Here is a 17,066-nt window from a genome sequence, read left to right as displayed (position 1 = left end):
GTCGTGCAATCGCTGATCGCAAAACCGGCTGAAGCGTCGTCGGTGAGCGGTTGCCGTCTTTCGGCCGGCGAGCCGGACAAAGGCTCGCTCGGCGAAATCAGAGCCCGCCGGGCAGGGTCTTCAGATCCGGCAGGATCGCATCGGGCGCAAGATCGGGATATTCGTCGGGCTCGCTCTTCCGGTTGATCCAAACGGTGTGAAAGCCAAAATGTTTGGCTCCGGCGATGTCCCAGCGATTGGACGACTGGAAGGAGACGGCGTCCGGATAGATTCGGAAGTTTGTCGTCACCATGTCGTAGACGGTCGGTGACGTCTTGTACTGGCCGCAATCCTCTGCCGAAAAGACCTCGTCGACGAGGGTTTCCAGCCCGGCCGAACGCACCGCCCGCGCCAGCATTTCGCGCGAACCGTTGGACAGGATCACGACACGCGCCTCGCGCTCCTTCAGGGCGCGCAGCGTCGCCGGCACCTCGGGGTAGCAGTCGAGATCGCGATAGGCCTCGAGCAGCGGCTCGCGCAGGGATTTGTCGACGTCGCCGACCTTCTCGAAGGCATAGTCGAGCGCGTCTTCGGTCAGCTCCCAGAAATTGCGGCTGGCATCGCCCATCAGCCCGCGCACCCAGGAATATTCGAGCTGCTTGCGCCGCCAGACCTCGGCCAGTTCCCGGCCCTTCTCGCCGATCTCGCCGCCATGCCTGGCGACGGCGGCGCCGGTGTCGAACAGCGTTCCATAGGCGTCGAAGACGTAGACGGAATGCAAGGCTGAGATCCTCTTCATGCGTGGCGGTCGCGGCTTTGAAAGCGTGAACATGGGGCAGGGGCCCGGCGACGCCATACGGCCGGCGATTGAAATGTCGCCTTGGCGGCGCTAACCCAGGCGGATCGATCCGGCACCGCGCCGCCGCCGGAGCCTTGGAGAGCAAAGACCCGGCATCGTCGTTTCACGATCGGGCCGAGAGGAGCAATAACCCATGTCGCATGCGTCAAACTCGCCGTCGGAGCTTCGCACCCGCACTTTCGTCGATGGCACCTGGCACGAGGGAAGCCCGGCGCTGATCGGCCCGAAGAGCCACGCCATGTGGCTCGGCTCGACGGTGTTCGACGGCGCCCGCTGGTTCGAGGGCGTGGCACCCGATCTCGACCTGCATTGCGCCCGCGTCAACCGCTCGGCCGAAGCGCTCGGCCTGAAGGCGACAGTGGCGGCAACGGAGATCGAGGCGTTGGCGCGGCAGGGCCTGGAAGGCTTTTCCGGCAAGACCGCCGTCTATATCCGGCCGATGTACTGGGCCGAGGACGGCGGCTATATGGGCGTTCCCGCCGATCCCCAATCGACCCGCTTCTGCCTGTGCCTCTACGAGACGCCGATGATCGAGCCGGCAGGCTTTTCGGTGACGGTCTCGCCGTTCCGCCGGCCGACGCCGGAAACGATGCCGACCCTCGCCAAGGCCGGCTGCCTTTATCCCAACAACGGCCGGGCGATCATGGAGGCGAAGTCCCGCGGCTTCGAGAACGCCCTCGTCCTCGACATGATCGGCAATGTCGCCGAGACCGGCACGTCGAACATCTTCTTCGTCAAGGACGGCGTCGTCTACACGCCCGTGCCGAACGGCTGTTTCCTCAATGGCATCACCCGCCAACGGGTGATCAAGCTGTTGCGGGACGCCGGCCGCGAGGTGGTGGAAAAGAGCCTGTCGGTCGCCGAGTTCATGGATGCCGACGAGATCTTCTCGACGGGCAATCACTCCAAGGTCGTGCCGGTCAACCGCATCGAGGAACGCCAGCTGCAACCCGGCCCGGTCTACCGGGAAGCGCGCGAGGCCTATATGGCCTTCGCCAAGGCCGGCAGCTGACCGGACAGGTCGCGCGTAAGCCGGGCAATCGGCGGGATGGCAGCGGGCGAGCGCCTGTGAAAGTTGACGTCGGCCGGCCGGGTTCTTGCGGCGATTGGTAGACGGATGGTCATCGAAACCTATGTTCGGTCCCAAAGCGGGCGCGCGGTTTCGCGGCTGCCCGCTTCGTCCAATCACGATTGAATCAGAAGGAGACGGACCATGGCTTTCGAACTTCCGGAACTTCCCTACGCCTATGACGCGCTCGGCCCCTACATGTCGAAGGAAACCCTCGAGTTTCATCACGACAAGCACCACAACGCCTATGTGACCAAGGGCAACGAGCTGGCCGAGAAGGCCGGCATGTCCGGCCTGTCCGTCGAGGAAGTCGTCAAGAAGTCGTACGGCACCGATCAGGCGCTCTTCAACAACGCGGCCCAGCACTACAACCACATCCATTTCTGGAAGTGGATGAAGCCGGGCGGCGGCGGCAAGAGCCTGCCGGGCAAGCTGCAGACGGCCTTCGATTCCGATCTCGGCGGCTATGACAAGTTCAAGGCCGATTTCGAGGCGGCGGGCGCCGGCCAGTTCGGTTCGGGCTGGGCCTGGGTCGCGGTCAAGAACGGCAAGCTCGAGATCATGAAGACGCCGAACGGCGAGAACCCGCTGGTTCACGACGCAACGCCCATTCTCGGCGTCGACGTGTGGGAGCACTCCTACTACATCGACTACCGCAACGCGCGTCCGAAGTATCTCTCCGCTTTCGTCGACAATCTCGTCAACTGGGACTACGTCCTCGAATGCTACGAGACGGCGACCGCCTGAGGCAGAGCGCCTGCCCAGAGTTTGATCGGACTTCTGTCCCTTGCGCCCCGGCACCTTTTGCCGGGGCGTTTTTCGTTTCCGGCCATCGCCGGTAAACCTGTTTGTGACCGCAACCATCGCCGTCGCCCCGTTGCCGGAGACTGGAAATGTTCCAACTCGTTGGTGATCCGCGCTCGTCGAGCGCTTCGCCAGGGAGCTTTCCATGATCGACAAACGCCCGTTCAGCCTCGCCGTCCTCGCCTTGTCGGGCGCCGCCGTCCTTGCGGTACCGGCGATTGCCCAGAATCTCGACGCGATCGAAAAGCGCCAGCAGCTGATGAAGGACAACGGCAAGGCCACCAAGGCCGGCGGCGCGATCCTGAAGGGCGAGGCGGAGTTCTCGCCGGCAAAGGCGGAGGAGATATTCGGTCAGATGCACGAGATCGCGATGGAATTCGGCGACTATTTCCCCGAGGATTCCAAGACCGGCGGCAAGACCGAGGCGGCGCCGGCGATCTGGGAGAAGCCGGAGGAGTTCAAGGCCGCGCTCGTCAAATATCAGGAAGACACCCAGGCGGCGATCGACGCGGCACCTCAGGACCTCGACGCCTTCAAGCAGCAGTTCGGCAAGGTGGCGCAGAACTGCAAGGGCTGCCACGAGGAGTTCCGCGTCGACAAGTGATCGGCGCATGTGATGCGGGCTGGACCGGCGGGATTTTCGGCTTGCCGCGGCCGGCACCGTGATGTCGCGGCTAGCCTGTGATATCCGTTTGCAGGAAGCCCGCCAGCAGCAACGCGTCGTCATCCCGGCCTCCGACCGGGATCCATTCCTTCACGTCGCAATGGCCGCTCCGGCGCCGAAAAACCAATGTTCCAGCCCGTCACGGCAGTGACAGCATCGACGATCTGGAATGGATCCCGGGTCAAGCCGGGATGACGAGGGCGTGAAGGCTAGGCTCCTCCGGCAACCACCCCTCTCCGCCGGTTTCACCGTCAAAATCCCGGCGGCTTGGGCTTGGCGGCGTCGAGATCGACCATCAGCGTCGAGAGTTGCTTCGACCCGCAGCGGCAGCGGAAGAAGGCGGCCGCGAGATGGACGGGAAGATCGTCGCGCAGCGTTTTCGGCAACAGGCCGACGGGCAGGAACGTCGTGTGCTGGCAGGTCACACAGCGCACTTCGAGCCACAGGCGTTTGTGACGCAGATCGGCGATGGTCAGGAACACCGGATACCTCCGATATGTTCCTTATTTGTTCTTCTCGCGAAGGTCGACTCGAATCCGGTGGCCTCTTGCGGCGAAACCCCGCAGGTGGCTCACGACATGGCGCGGATCGCCACCGCCAGGATGGCCGATCCGCCCTTTTCGCCGATCGCGGTCAGCCGCAGCGGGCGTTGACGATCCGGTTTTCGTCATTGGTGTCGAGATTGAGCCGGTCTGCGATGAATTCGCGGGTGATCGGCTGGCCGGGATAAAGGATGCGAACCGTGCTTGCGCCGGTCAGTTCCTTCGCCCGATCGGCGGCGACGCTCGTGCCGAGCTCGCCGATCACGACGCGCGCGGCGGCGGCGTTGCAGGCGCCCGGGGACCCCGCGCCGGCGGCGACGAAGCCGGGCTGCGGCGCGGCCGGCGGGGCCCCTAGCCCCGGCTGCGCACCAAGGCCCGGCTGTGCGCCAACCGGGCCATCCGCCTGCGCCATCGGCATGTTTGCGGCCGGACGCGGGGCCGGGCTCTGACTGGGGCTCGAACACGCGCCGCCGGCAAGGGCGATCGCGCAAATGGCGGCGGTGGCAAGTCTTTGGGGCATCGTCTGCCTCTCCTGTCTCGTCGCTTCTATCGGGGTGACTTCGTCTGGCTGAAACTGTCTCGGGGAAAATGCCTCAACGACGGCTGCGTTCAGTTTCCCCTGCCATCCGGCGACAGCAGGATCTGCGGCGAAGGTCCGTTCGTCGCGGAGGCAATGTCGTCGCTCGCCTGCGCCGGGGGGCGACGCCGGAAGGCGGCTTGCCCGTTGACCATCCGGACGTCGCCGGTCAGCGCCATTCGAAGGGCATGGGGGTAGAGCCTGTGCTCGGCGCGCAGCAGCCTGTCCGACAGCGTGTCCGGCGTGTCGCCCGGCTCGATCGCGATCGCAGCCTGGGCGATGATCGGGCCCTCGTCCATCCGCTCGGTGACGTAATGCACCGTGCAGCCATGCACCCGCATGCCGGCGGCGATCGCCCGCGCATGGGTGTCGAGGCCGGGAAACAGCGGCAGGAGGGAGGGGTGGATGTTGATCATCCGCCCCTCGAAACGCCGCACGAAGTCCACCGTCAGAAGCCGCATGTAGCCGGCGAGGCAGATCACGTCGGGCTCGGCCTCTTCGAGAATGTCGAGCACCGCGCGCTCGTGCGCCTCGCGGCTCTCATAGGCCTTCTGGTCGACGGCATGGGCCGCGATGTCGTAGCGACGCGCGGTCTCGAGACCCCGCGCGTCGGTGCGGTTGGAGATCACCGTCCTGACCTCGCCGGGAAAGGACGGATCCATGCAGGCGGCGAGGATCGCCCCCATGTTGGTTCCTCGCCCCGAGATCAGGACCGCGATGCGCTTGCGCCTTGGCGTCGTCATCGCAAGGACAGCTCGCCGGTGAAGGTCACGCCTTCGCCGTCACGCGGGCTGAGGCGCCCGAGCGTCATGACCGTCTCGCCGGCATCGCGAAGCATCTCCACCGCTTTGCCTGCCTCCGCCTCGGACGTGACGACGATCATGCCGACGCCGCAATTGAAGGTGCGCAGCATTTCCAACGTCTCGATCCCACCCGTCCGCGCCAGCCAGCCGAACACCTTCGGGACCGGGATCGTGGCGAGATCGATCGCCGCGGCGAGGTGATCGGGCAGCACGCGGGGGATGTTCTCGGTGAAACCGCCGCCGGTGATATGGGCGAGCGCCTTGATGCCGGCGCCGGCACGGATCGTCTCCAGAAGGGGTTTCACATAGATCCGCGTCGGCTCGAGCAGCGCCTCGCCCAGGCTGCGGCCATCCTCGAAGGGGGCAGGATCGCCATAGGTAAGGCCGCTCCTTTCGACGATGCGCCGGACCAGCGAATAGCCGTTGGAATGAACGCCGGAGGAGCCAAGGCCGAGAATGACGTCGCCGGCGGCCAGCGTCTGCGTCTTCGGCAACAGCGTGTCGCGCTCGGCCGCGCCCACCGCAAAGCCCGCCAGATCGTAGTCGCCCTTGGCATAAAGGCCCGGCATTTCGGCCGTTTCGCCGCCGAGAAGCGCGCAGCCGGCCATGCGGCAGCCCGTGGCGATGCCCTCGACGATGCTGGCGCCTTCGGCCGGATCGAGATGGCCGGTGGCGTAATAGTCGAGGAAGAGCAGGGGCTCGGCCCCTTGCACGACGAGATCGTTGACGCACATGGCGACGAGATCGATGCCGATCGTCTGGTGCAGGCCGGTCTCGATGGCGATCTTCACCTTGGTGCCGACGCCGTCATTGGCCGCGACGAGGATCGGATCCGAAAAGCCGGCCGCCTTCAGATCGAACAGGCCGCCGAAGCCGCCGATCTCGCCGTCGGCGCCCTTGCGCGCGGTCGAGCGCACGAAGGGCTTGATCCGCTGAACCAGGTCATTGCCGGCATCGATATCGACGCCCGCGTCGCGATAGGTCAAGGAATTGCGTTTGTCTGCCATCTGTTTCCGCGCCCCATTTATGCCGGAGTTGACACGATCGTGTGCTGCGAGCAAGACCCGGTGGATGGGCAAAAGTGTCGATGCGGGCGTTTGCGCGGCGAGTGAAGGCGTGACGATGCGAGCCGTCCTGTATTGTATCATGGTCTCTCTTAGCTGCCTTCAGCGCGTTTCATGCCCGTTGCCGCGAGCTGCGCGATGACCATTCCCAACCTGATCTCGATCGCCCGTCTGCTGGCCGTTCCGGTGATGATCTGGGCGCTGATCGACGGCCGCTTCGGCCTTGCCTTCATCACCTTCGTCGTGGCCGGCGTCTCCGACGCAGTGGACGGTGCCATCGCACGCCATTTCAATCAGCAGTCCACCCTCGGCCTTTATCTCGATCCGATCGCCGACAAGGCGCTGCTCACCACGGTGTTCATCGGGCTCGGCGTGCTCGGCCGGCTGCCGGACTGGCTGGTGATCGTGGTCGTCAGCCGCGATGTTCTGATCGTCGCCGCCTTTCTTCTCGCCTATGTCATGGGTCTGCCGATGACGGTGCGCCCGCTCTTCGTCTCCAAGGCGACGACGGCGGCGCAGATCGTCCTCGCCGCAAGCGTCCTCGGCGAATCGGCGCTCGGCCTCTCGCTCGGCTATGTGGGCGATCTGCTCGTCGCGCTGACGCTGATCTTGACCGTCGCCTCCGCCGCCGCCTATCTCACTGACTGGCTGCGGCACATGGCGTCGCCTGACGGCGCTGAAACCGGAGACGACGAAGGCCCATGACCGACCACAGCGCGCTCATCCGGCGTCAGGTTCTGTTCTGGAGCATCGCCGCCTTCGTGGCGGTGCTGCTCCTCTACCTGTTCTCCAGCATTCTCCTGCCCTTCGTCCTTGGCATGGTCATCGCCTATTTCCTCGACCCGGTGGCCGACTGGCTGGAACGGCGGGGGCTGTCGCGGCTCTGGGCGACGGTGCTGATTCTCGCGCTGTTCGTCCTGATCTTCGCCGGCGTCATCGTCATTCTCGTGCCGGTCATCGTCAATCAGTTCGGCGGGCTCGCCAGCCGGCTTCCCGAATATGTCGACCGGGTCCAGACGATCATCGAGGGGATCCGGTCGAGTTCGATCGGCTGGCTCCTGCCGGAAGGCGAAGCCAATCTGAAGCAGGATCTCGGCAAGCTGGTCAGCGAGGGCACGGGCATCATCACCTCGTTCCTCTCCTCGCTCTGGTCGTCGTCGCTCGCGGTCGTCAACTTCGTCTCGCTCTTCGTCGTCACGCCCGTCGTCGCCTTCTACATGCTGCTCGACTGGGACCGGATGGTCGCCAAGATCGACGACTGGATCCCGCGCCAGCATGTGGCGACGGTCCGCCGCCTGTTCCGCGACATCGACCGCTCCGTCGCCGGCTTCCTGCGCGGACAGGGGAGCCTCTGCCTCATCCTCGGCGCCTTCTACGGCATCGGCCTGTCGCTCGTGGGCCTGAATTTCGGCCTTCTCATCGGCCTCTTCGCCGGGCTCGTCTCCTTCATCCCCTATGTCGGCTCGATCAGCGGCCTGGTTCTGTCCGTCGGCGTCGCGCTCATTCAGTTCTGGCCGGACTGGCCATGGATCGTCGTCGTCGCGGCGATCTTCTTCATCGGCCAGTTTCTCGAAGGCAACATTCTCCAGCCCAAGCTCGTCGGCGCGTCCGTCGGGCTGCATCCGGTCTGGCTGATGTTCGCGCTCCTGGCTTTCGGGGCGATGTTCGGCTTCGTCGGGCTGTTGATCGCCGTCCCCTCGGCGGCGGCCGTCGGCGTTCTGGTGCGTTTCGCGCTCACGCAGTATCTGCAGAGCGAGATGTATTTCGGCCGCGAGCCGACGCGTCAGGAGGCGGAGATGATCGAGAACGACATCGTGCCGCCGGCGCTCCCCGGGCGCGGGAGGGCCGGCGCCAATCCGGCGGAGTGAGGCGCCATGGCAAAGCAGCTGCCGCTCGAACTTCCCCATCGTCCGTCGCTCTCGCGCGACGACCTCGTCGTCTCCAGCGCCAACCGGCTGGCGGTCGAGGCGGTGGACGCCTGGCCGAACTGGCCGCATCCGGTTCTTCTCGTCACCGGGCCGGCCGGCTCCGGCAAGAGCCATCTCGCCGAGATCTGGGCCGGCGCGGCCGGTGCCGCTTTCGCCGGCCGTGACAATCTCGGCGCGATTCTCGCAACGCGGGATTTTCGCGCCGTCGTCGACGATGCCGACCGCGGCGCTTTGCCGGAGGATCAGCTCTTTGCCCTCGTCAATGCCGCGCGTCTGGGCGGCGGCTGGCTCGTCGTCACCGCCCGCTGCCTGCCGTCTGCGATGAAAATCGAAACGCCCGACTTGCGCTCGCGGCTCGCCGCCGCCACCATCGCCTCGTTGGGGGCACCCGACGACGCGCTTTTGACCGGGGTGCTCGCCAAGCTGTTTTCCGACCGGCAGATCGAGGTGGAGCCCGGAGCGTTGCGCTATCTGGTCGAGCGCATGGAGCGCTCGCTGGAGGCGGCTCGGCGCATCGTGGCGGCCGTGGACCGTCAGGCGCTCGCCGAAAAGAAGCGCGTGACGCGGCCGTTTTTACGGCGTGTTCTCACCGAAGGGGGATGGCAAGCCGGCTGAGCGCGCCATGTCATGAAACCTTCTTTTGCAGCGGCTAGGCGGAAGGGGCGAACGAGGGAACCGACGATGAGCGACAAGGACCGGCCGAACACGCCTGACACGGAGGCAACGCAAGACGCGCCCGGAGCGAGCGCTCCGGCAAGGGCGGCGCGTCGACGCAGCACCGCCGGCAAGGCTACCACCGCCGGCAAGCCTCGGACGCGCCGCCCAGCCGCCGCTTCCGCCAGGACCAAGCCATCCGCCGCGACGGCTCCGCAGGATCAGCGCCCCGCCGCTCGCAAGCGCGCTGCCGCTTCGTCGGCCAGCGCCCCCTCGGCGAGCGAGACCGTCGAATCGGCAGACGCGCTGGTCGCCGAAGCCGCGATGATCCTCGCCGACGTCGCCGATGCCGGCGGCCAGACGGCCCTGATCACCTCCGAAGCGACCCCGGACCTGCCTGCCGATCGCTACATCAACCGCGAACTCTCCTGGCTGCAATTCAACCGCCGGGTCCTCGAGGAATCCCAGAACGAGAACCACCCGCTGCTCGAACGGGTGCGGTTCCTGTCGATCTCGGCGGACAATCTCGACGAGTTCTTCATGGTCCGCGTCGCCGGTCTCGCCGGCCAGGTGCGCGAGAAGCTGCCGGTTCGCTCCCTCGACGGGCTGACGCCGCAGGAACAGCTCGACCGCATTCTCGAAGCGGTCAGCGAGCTGCAGAACGAGCAGCAGGCCTCACTCGCCGAACTGGTGAAGGCGCTGAGGGCCGAGAAGGTGATGATCGTCGGTGCCGGCGAGCTCAAGGGCGAGGACCGCGCCTGGCTGCAGAGACTGTTCGAGGAGCGGATCTTCCCGATCCTCACACCCTTGTCGATCGACCCCGCCCACCCGTTTCCCTTCATTCCCAATCTCGGCTTTTCGATCGCCCTCTCTTTGGTCCGCGAGCGCGATTCGAACGGCATGAACGCGCTTTTGCGCCTGCCCGTCGCGCTGCAGCGCTTCATCGAAATGCCGATGAACGACAAGGGCGTGGTGCGCATGGTGCCGATCGAGAGCGTCGTCGCCCTGTTCATCGGCAAGCTCTTTCCCGGCTATAGGGTGAAGGGCGCCGGCACCTTCCGGATCATCCGCGATTCCGACATCGAGGTGGAGGAGGAGGCCGAAGACCTCGTGCGGCTGTTCGAAAGCGCGCTGAAGCGCCGGCGCCGGGGCTCGGTCATCCGCATCGAGTTCGATTCGGTCATGCCGGAGGCGCTGCGCAATTTCGTCGCCGCCGAGCTCGAAGTCCCGGAAGCGCGCATTTCGGTGATGGACGGCATGCTGGCGCTCGATTCCATGTCGCAGCTCTGCAAGCTGCCGCGCGACGATCTGAAGTTCAAACCCTACATTCCGCGCTTTCCCGAGCGCATCCGCGAGCACAATGGCGATTGTTTCGCGGCGATCCGCGAGAAGGACATCGTCGTCCACCACCCGTACGAATCCTTCGACGTGGTCGTCCAGTTCGTCCGCCAGGCGGCGCTCGACCCCAACGTCCTCGCCATCAAGCAGACGCTCTATCGCACCTCGAACGACTCGCCGATCGTGCGCGCCCTGATCGACGCCGCCGAGGCCGGCAAGTCGGTGACGGCGCTGATCGAGCTGAAGGCGCGCTTCGACGAAGAGGCGAACATCCGCTGGGCCCGCGACATGGAGCGGGCGGGCGTGCAGGTGGTCTTCGGCTTCATCGAAAAGAAGACCCACGCGAAACTCTCCCTCGTCATCCGGCGCGAGGAGGGCAAGCTCGTGACCTTCTGCCATATCGGCACCGGCAACTATCATCCGATCACCGCGAAGATTTACACCGATCTGTCCTACTTCACCGCCGATCCGGACATCGCCCACGATGTCGGGCTCGTCTTCAACTACATCACCGGCTATGCCGAACCCTCCGAAGTGAAGCGGCTCGCGGTTTCGCCGGTGACGATGCGCTCCAAGATCATCGGCCATATCGAGGACGAGATCGCCCATGTGAAGGCGAGGCGGCCCGGCCAGATATGGATGAAGATGAACTCGCTGGTCGATGGCGCCGTCATCGACGCGCTCTACCGGGCAAGCCAGGCCGGCGTCGAGATCGACCTCGTGGTGCGCGGGATATGCTGCCTGAAGCCGCGCGTGCCGGGCCTGTCCGACAATATCCGCGTGAAATCGATCGTCGGGCGCTTTCTCGAGCACAGCCGCATCTTCTGTTTCGGCAACGGCCATGGCCTGCCTTCGGAGCAGGCGATCGTCTATCACGGCTCGGCCGACATGATGCCGCGCAATCTCGACCGGCGGGTCGAGGTGCTGGTGCCGATCACCAACCCGACCGTTCACAGCCAGATCCTGTCGCAGATCATGCTCGGCAACATTCTTGACAACCAGCAGAGCTGGTCGGTAGCTGCGGACGGGTCGTCTCGTCGCATCGTCCCGTCGCCGGGGGAACAGCCGTTCAATGCCCAGCGTTACTTCATGACAAACCCCAGTCTTTCGGGACGAGGCAAGGCGCTGAAGACGGATGCTCCAAGACTCATCGCCAGACAAAAGGCAGAACACGGGCGCTTTGACTGATTATCCCGCCCTTGGCCGGCTCCCGGGCATGACGCCCGTCGGCGTCATCGACATCGGCTCGAACTCCGTGCGTCTCGTGATCTACGAGGGCCTGGCACGTTCGCTGACGGTTCTGTTCAACGAAAAGGTGCTGAGCGGCCTCGGCAAGGGGCTCGCCCAGACCAACCGGCTCGACGTCCAGGCGGTGGAGAGCGCGCTTTCGGCGCTGCGGCGCTTCGCCCTGCTGGCGCGTCAGGCCGGTGTCGTCGATCTTTATCCGATTGCGACGGCAGCCGCTCGCGAGGCGCAGAACGGGCCGGAGTTCATCGCTGCGGCAGAGGCCGTGCTCGACCGCGAGATCATCATCCTGACCGGGTCCGGCGAGGCCGAGGGCGCCGCCCACGGGGTTCTGGCCGGATTTTATCGGCCCGACGGCATCGTCGGCGATCTCGGCGGCGGCAGCCTCGAACTGATCGACGTGACGCCCGAGGGTCTCGGCGTGGGAATGACGACGCCGCTCGGCGGGCTGCGCCTGCGCGACCTGTCCGGCGGTGATCTCACCAAGGCCCAGTCGATCGCCGACAGCCACATCTCCGCCTCTCCCCTGGCCGGGAAGGGGAAGGGCAGGGACTTCTTTGCCGTCGGCGGCACATGGCGCAATCTCGCCAAGCTGCACATGGAGCAGACCTCCTACCCGCTGCACGTCATGCATGCCTATGAGATGCCCGCGAGCGGGGTCGACGGATTCCTTGACGCCGTGATCAAGTCCGATCCCGACAAGCTGACCGGCATTTCGGCGGTCTCCAAATCCAGGCGCACGCTGCTCGCCTATGGCGCGGTCGCCCTGAAGAGCGTCCTGCGTTTCATCGAACCCGAAAAGATCGTCCTGTCCGCCCTCGGCGTGCGCGAGGGTTATCTCTACGAGAGGCTGTCGCCCGACATTCAGGCTGAGGACCCGCTCATCGCGAGCGCCCGGGAGCTGTCGCTGCTGCGGTCGCGCTCGCCCGACCATGCGCGCGAACTCGTCGACTGGAGCCGCCGCAGCTTCGAGGCGCTGGGGATCGACGAGACGCCCGAGGAAGAGCGGCTGCGCGTTGCCGCCTGCCTTCTCGCCGACATCGGCTGGCGGGCTCATCCCGACTATCGCGGCAAGCAGGCCCTGTCGATCATCGCCCATGCCGCGATGCCAGCGGTGGACCACCGGGGCCGGGCATTTCTGGGCCTCACCAACTTCTACCGCCATGAAGGCAGCCTCGACCAGCAGCACATTCCCGAGCTCGAAAGCCTCGTCGACGAGCGGCTTTTGAAGCGGGCGCAGATCCTCGCTTCGCTGTTCCGGGCGACCTATCTCCTGACCGCCTCGATGCCGGGCATTCTCGACCAGTTCAAATGGGCGCAGGATCCGCGCGGCGGCTTCACGCTGGTGATCCCGCCGAGTTTCGCCGATCTGATCGGCGAGCGGCCCGATGGCCGGCTCCAGCAATTCGCCAAGGTCGTCGGCAAGGTGCTGCGCATGGAAGCGCGCTGAAAGCCTGGCCGCGTCAGCCTGGAGCGCCGTGCGTCGGAATGGGCGCCAGTGTGCACGACATTCTCGTCGAACGTCGCATATCGAGTGCCTGACACTTTGAGATCAGGCGTCCGCTTTTCACGCGCTCGTCATGCTCGGGCCCCGTCCCGAGCATCCAGTGCACCGGTTAAGATTTTGATGTGTCAAGCGTTTCTGGATTCTCGGGACGGTGCCCGAGAATGACGAAGCGTCGAATGTCGCGCCTTCTCGATCAAGCCGTGGCCGGCCTTCGAGGATCGTGTCGTGTACACGAAATAGACGGACAAAGGACGCTCTTCCTTATTGAATCACCGCACCGTGCTTTCCGACAATCGATTCCGATTTTCGGGCCGATGCTGGAGCAGTATGAGCCCTGTCGTTTCGCGAAGATTGGGTCTGTGCGACGGATGTCTCACTATGCGCCCCGCCCACACGATCGCTTCGAAGCGCCGCGCGTGTCACGGTGACGGCAGGCTGCGCGGCAATCCTTACGCCGCCTGCCCATAGCCATAGTCCGTATCCGGCGTCCGGCATTCCGCCCTAAAGCGCTGCATCGAGGCGTCGAGCTCGGCGGTCTCCGCCTCGAGGCTCCGGCAGGCTTCCGTGGTCTCTTCCACCATGGCCGCGCTCTCCTGGGTCACGGCATCCATCTGATCGCCGGCGGTGGAAACCTCGCGAAGGGACACCGACTGATCGCGGGCGTCCGCGGCGATGACCCGAATGACTTCGGCCATCGCGCTGACCTCGGCGACGATCCTGTCCAGAACCTTTCCGGACGCGGTGACGCGCTCGACACCGACACCGACCTGCTGGCGCGAAGTGGAGATGAGGCTGCGGATTTCCTTGGCCGCCGAAGCCGAGCGTTGGGACAGTTCGCGCACCTCATGGGCGACCACGGCAAAGCCTTGTCCTGCGGCGCCGGCCCTTGCCGCCTCGACCCCGGCATTGAGGGCAAGAAGATTGGTCTGAAAGGCGATGTCGTCGATCAGACCGATGATCTGGTCGATCGCCTCGGACGAGGCCTCGATCTCGCGCATGGCGCCGATCGCCTCGGCGACGACCGTGCCGCCTTCCTGAGCCGTCTTCTGCGCATCGTCGGCGGAAAGCTGCGCCTTGCGGGCGCCTTCGGCGGTGCGGGTGGACGCTTCGGTCACCTCTGACAGGGCGGCGACGGTTTCTTCGAGATTGGCCGCCTGACGCTCCGTGCGCCGGGCCAGCTCCACCGACGCGGCGGAGATTTCCGAAAGACCCGTACGGATGCGTCTGGTCGCGATCACGGCCGAGCCGATGGTCGCCTCGAGGGCTGCCACGGAGGCGTTGAATCGCTCGCGGATGGGTTCGTATTTCGCGTCGACCTTGCCGACCCGGGCGGTGAGATCGCCTTGCGAAAGAGCATTGAGGCCGGCCGAGATCGCCGCGAAGGCCTGGTCGAGGGAGCGTGCCTCGGCGGCCTGCTCGCGTTCGGCGCGCCGGCGTTCTTCCTCGGCCGCCTCGCGCTGCCGCGCGGCTTCGGCTTCGGCCTCGAGCTTGGCCTGGCCGGTCTTCTGGAAGACGCTGAGGGAACGCGCCATGCCGCCGATCTCGTCCTTGCGATCGGCAAAGGTGCTGTCGATCGTGGTGTCGCCGCCGGCGAGGCGCAACATCGACTGGGTGATGTCGGCGATCGGCCGGGCGATCGAGCGCACCAGAAGATAGGCGATCGCGGCCGTCAGGAGCAGGCAGGTGAGGCCCGCGCCCCACATCAACAGGCTGCTCTGCTCGCTCTTGACCTGGGCCTGCTTCGTCGTCTTGCCTGCGACCGAGACGACGGTTTCGGAGACCTTGTGAGACGCGTCGCCGACGACGACGGCCTGGCGTTCGAAGGCGGCGAGCGCTGCGGTCATCGCGGCGAAGCTCTGCTTCAGCTCTTCCACGCCGCCGCCGAGATCGATGTCTCCCTGGCGCGAGAGGATCTTGGCGAAGCCTGCGGACTTGTCGAGTTGCGCCATGACCTGATCGGAAATCTCGTCCGAGGGCCGAACGAGATAACGCTGCGCGTCGCTGACGGCGTTGTTGATGATCTTGGCGAAGTTGCCGGCGAGACCGGCAAAGACCCGCGCCTTGGATCGCTCGTTGTTTTTCTCGTCCTTGATCGCAAGTTGCGCCTCGGCCATCGTGCCGAGCTCCTCAGCCAGTTCTTTCGTGGCGAGCGCCGAGGCTTCGGCGAGCTGCAGAAGGCGCGCCCGATCGGAGGAAGACAGGAGGCCGGCATTGCCGAGCGTCGTTTCGATCGCGTCGAAGGACTGGCTGATCCTGACAACGATCGGCTGAAGATCGGGTGATCCGCCGAGATCGATGATGCCCTTGAGCGGCACCTTCGCCTGTTCGGCGAGCGTTCTGACCGCCGCCGAGGCGGGCGCCGTGCCATCTGCGGGTTGGCCGACAAGCGCGAGCTGAAGCTCGCGGGCCAGACCCTCGAAGCGTCCGGCATCATAGGTCAGCTTGCGCATGGCTTCGAGACCGACGATGGCCTGGGTGGACTGGCGCTCGGCGACCTTGGCGGCCTCCGCCCCCTGGTTTTCGCCCTTGGCCGCGCTGGTGAGCAGCGCGTCCGCGCGCGACATGAAGGTCTGCTTGGCCGCTTCGACGGTCTCGTTCGCACTGGCAAGACCGGTGATCGCCTTGCTCATCTCGTCGAAATCGCTCGCCAAAGCGTCGCGGGCTTCCGGCGCGATCTTGAGGGACTCGATGCTGTCCCGGGCCGCGTCGAGTGTCGAGGTCGCCGCTTCGATATGGGCGGGATCCTTCTGCAGCAGATATTCCGAGACCGATCCGCCCGCCTTGTTGATGGCGATGAGAACGCTGGACGTGCTCTCGCTCTGAAAGACCGCGCCGCTCAAGGTCCGAATGCCGCTGAGGCCGACACCGCCGATCGCCAGGACGACGAGTGCCAAGGCCGCCATCGCCGCGCCGGCCTTCACGCCGATGGAATTCATCCGCAGTGAGGGATGGCGTTTCGCGGTCGAAGCATTCATTGCGTCATTCCGATGTGTTGGCTGCGCTGCGGCACGCCGGTTGCAACCGTGGAGGGGCTTGTCGAAACAACGACCGCCCGGGCCGTGGCGAGTTCAAGCTGTTTCGAGTAAGAATCCGATTTCTATCGTAAGGCTTGCAGAACAACTCGCCGAGGCCCCATGGCAAGACATTCGGCAAAGCTGTGCTTCCACACGATGAGAACCCTTTTTCCCTTAAAGATCCGATAAGAAACGCACTCCGCAGCTCTGACCGGCGCTGTAAGCGTTGGACATGCGCGTGCGTGGCTTGTGGGTGATGGCGACCAAGCGCCATCGCGCCATTCGGGCGGTGAAACCGCTTCGATCGCTCGCCAGATTAGCCAGAGGTAGCCCGCAACCAGTGGTCAGAGGTGCTAGCGGCTGAAACGCTGGAGAACCCGCCGACCCTTGCGGCGAGGCCGCTGTGCCGCAGATGGATCAGTGGCGGCGGGGCCGCCGCGAGCGAACAAGGCGAAACTGCTCATGACGTTTCAAACCCATCCCCTCGGTGCCGACGATACCATGCCGAACAGCCCGCTGCCCTTGCTCGCGGCCTCCGGGGTCCTCGCCGGTCTCGACGCCGATACGATCGCCGGGCGCTTCGTCGCAAATGGCTGGCAGGGGACCTGGGTCTACACGATCTTCGACTACTGGCACTATCACCTCGAGGGACACGAAGTGCTTGGCTGCGCCTCCGGCTCGGCGAGGGTCGGCTTCGGGGGCGAGAACGGCTTGACCCTCGAGATGACGCCGGGCGACATCGTGGTGATTCCCGCCGGCGTCGGCCACAAGCGGCTGTCGGCGACGGGCGATTTCGCCGTCGTCGGCGCTTATCCCCCCGGACAGAATGGGGCGATCACGAGGGCGGGGACGGTGGATGTCGAAATCGCGGGGAAGACCGTCGCGGGTCTCGCCGTGCCGGAGTTCGACCCCGTGACGGGGCGGGCATTGACGCCCTGGCTCGCGAAATGAGCGCGAATGCGGGGGAACAATCTGCCGCAATGTGGCTTTTTTTCCGCCGCGCCCTTCCGCTTGGCCGC

General features: G+C 65.5%; 15 protein-coding genes. 9 read left to right on the top strand and 6 right to left on the bottom strand.

Annotated elements, in window-relative coordinates:
• Window positions 1-97 precede the first annotated feature (97 nt).
• On the bottom strand, window positions 98-760 hold the full coding sequence (locus J6595_RS12405) for a haloacid dehalogenase type II (RefSeq protein ID WP_425342146.1): 663 nt from the start codon (window positions 758-760) through the stop codon (window positions 98-100).
• Window positions 761-971: 211 nt separating this feature from the next.
• Here J6595_RS12405 and J6595_RS12400 point away from each other — a divergent pair, with 211 nt between their 5' ends.
• The 3 genes from J6595_RS12400 (at window position 972) to J6595_RS12390 (ending at window position 3,315) form a co-directional block, all read left to right on the top strand.
• Window positions 972-1,850 (top strand): branched-chain amino acid aminotransferase, encoded by an 879-nt coding sequence (locus J6595_RS12400; RefSeq protein ID WP_209594875.1) that lies wholly within the window; start codon window positions 972-974, stop codon window positions 1,848-1,850.
• 201 nt (window positions 1,851-2,051) lie between these two features.
• A complete protein-coding gene (locus J6595_RS12395; protein WP_209594874.1) occupies window positions 2,052-2,654 on the top strand; it encodes a superoxide dismutase in 603 nt (200 codons plus the stop codon).
• Between the two features lie 202 nt (window positions 2,655-2,856).
• The gene (locus J6595_RS12390) at window positions 2,857-3,315 is read left to right on the top strand and encodes a c-type cytochrome (RefSeq protein WP_209594873.1); all 459 of its coding nucleotides are present in this window, start codon (window positions 2,857-2,859) and stop codon (window positions 3,313-3,315) included.
• 311 nt (window positions 3,316-3,626) lie between these two features.
• Here J6595_RS12390 and J6595_RS12385 read toward each other — a convergent pair whose 3' ends face one another.
• From J6595_RS12385 to purM, 4 genes are all read right to left on the bottom strand, one after another.
• Window positions 3,627-3,857 carry a hypothetical protein gene (locus J6595_RS12385; RefSeq protein ID WP_209594872.1) on the bottom strand — a complete coding sequence of 77 codons (231 nt, stop codon included), beginning with the start codon at window positions 3,855-3,857 and terminating at the stop codon, window positions 3,627-3,629.
• A 151-nt stretch (window positions 3,858-4,008) separates the two neighbouring features.
• The gene (locus J6595_RS12380) at window positions 4,009-4,437 is read right to left on the bottom strand and encodes an I78 family peptidase inhibitor (RefSeq protein WP_209594871.1); all 429 of its coding nucleotides are present in this window, start codon (window positions 4,435-4,437) and stop codon (window positions 4,009-4,011) included.
• 89 nt (window positions 4,438-4,526) lie between these two features.
• Entirely contained in the window at window positions 4,527-5,237 is a 711-nt protein-coding gene (gene purN / locus J6595_RS12375; RefSeq protein ID WP_209594870.1) for a phosphoribosylglycinamide formyltransferase, read from the bottom strand.
• Entirely contained in the window at window positions 5,234-6,304 is a 1,071-nt protein-coding gene (gene purM, locus J6595_RS12370) for a phosphoribosylformylglycinamidine cyclo-ligase (RefSeq protein WP_209594869.1), read from the bottom strand. Before purM ends, purN begins: the two co-directional genes overlap by 4 nt.
• Window positions 6,305-6,499: 195 nt before the next feature.
• Between purM and J6595_RS12365 the strand changes: the two genes are divergently transcribed.
• The 5 genes from J6595_RS12365 (at window position 6,500) to J6595_RS12345 (ending at window position 12,976) form a co-directional block, all read left to right on the top strand.
• On the top strand, window positions 6,500-7,066 hold the full coding sequence (locus tag J6595_RS12365; protein ID WP_209594868.1) for a CDP-alcohol phosphatidyltransferase family protein: 567 nt from the start codon (window positions 6,500-6,502) through the stop codon (window positions 7,064-7,066).
• The gene (locus J6595_RS12360) at window positions 7,063-8,229 is read left to right on the top strand and encodes an AI-2E family transporter (RefSeq protein ID WP_209594867.1); all 1,167 of its coding nucleotides are present in this window, start codon (window positions 7,063-7,065) and stop codon (window positions 8,227-8,229) included. The genes J6595_RS12365 and J6595_RS12360 overlap by 4 nt, the downstream gene beginning before the upstream one ends.
• A gap of 6 nt (window positions 8,230-8,235) precedes the next feature.
• The gene (locus J6595_RS12355; protein ID WP_209594866.1) at window positions 8,236-8,904 is read left to right on the top strand and encodes an HdaA/DnaA family protein; all 669 of its coding nucleotides are present in this window, start codon (window positions 8,236-8,238) and stop codon (window positions 8,902-8,904) included.
• A gap of 363 nt (window positions 8,905-9,267) precedes the next feature.
• A complete protein-coding gene (locus tag J6595_RS12350; protein WP_209594990.1) occupies window positions 9,268-11,469 on the top strand; it encodes an RNA degradosome polyphosphate kinase in 2,202 nt (733 codons plus the stop codon).
• A 28-nt stretch (window positions 11,470-11,497) separates the two neighbouring features.
• Entirely contained in the window at window positions 11,498-12,976 is a 1,479-nt protein-coding gene (locus tag J6595_RS12345; RefSeq protein WP_425342145.1) for a Ppx/GppA family phosphatase, read from the top strand.
• Window positions 12,977-13,482: 506 nt separating this feature from the next.
• On the opposite strand, the gene J6595_RS12340 is transcribed toward J6595_RS12345, so the two are convergent.
• A complete protein-coding gene (locus J6595_RS12340; protein WP_209594864.1) occupies window positions 13,483-16,008 on the bottom strand; it encodes a methyl-accepting chemotaxis protein in 2,526 nt (841 codons plus the stop codon).
• Between the two features lie 501 nt (window positions 16,009-16,509).
• On the opposite strand from J6595_RS12340, the gene J6595_RS12335 reads away from it, so the two are divergent.
• Complete coding sequence (locus J6595_RS12335) at window positions 16,510-16,998, top strand: cupin domain-containing protein (protein ID WP_209594863.1); 489 nt, start codon at window positions 16,510-16,512, stop codon at window positions 16,996-16,998.
• The last annotated feature ends 68 nt before the right edge of the window (window positions 16,999-17,066 follow it).

Origin of the sequence: Jiella mangrovi (assembly GCF_017815135.1) — a bacterium.
In the GTDB taxonomy this organism is placed as follows: domain Bacteria; phylum Pseudomonadota; class Alphaproteobacteria; order Rhizobiales; family Rhizobiaceae; genus Jiella; species Jiella mangrovi.
This window is presented reverse-complemented; position numbering and strand designations above follow the sequence as displayed.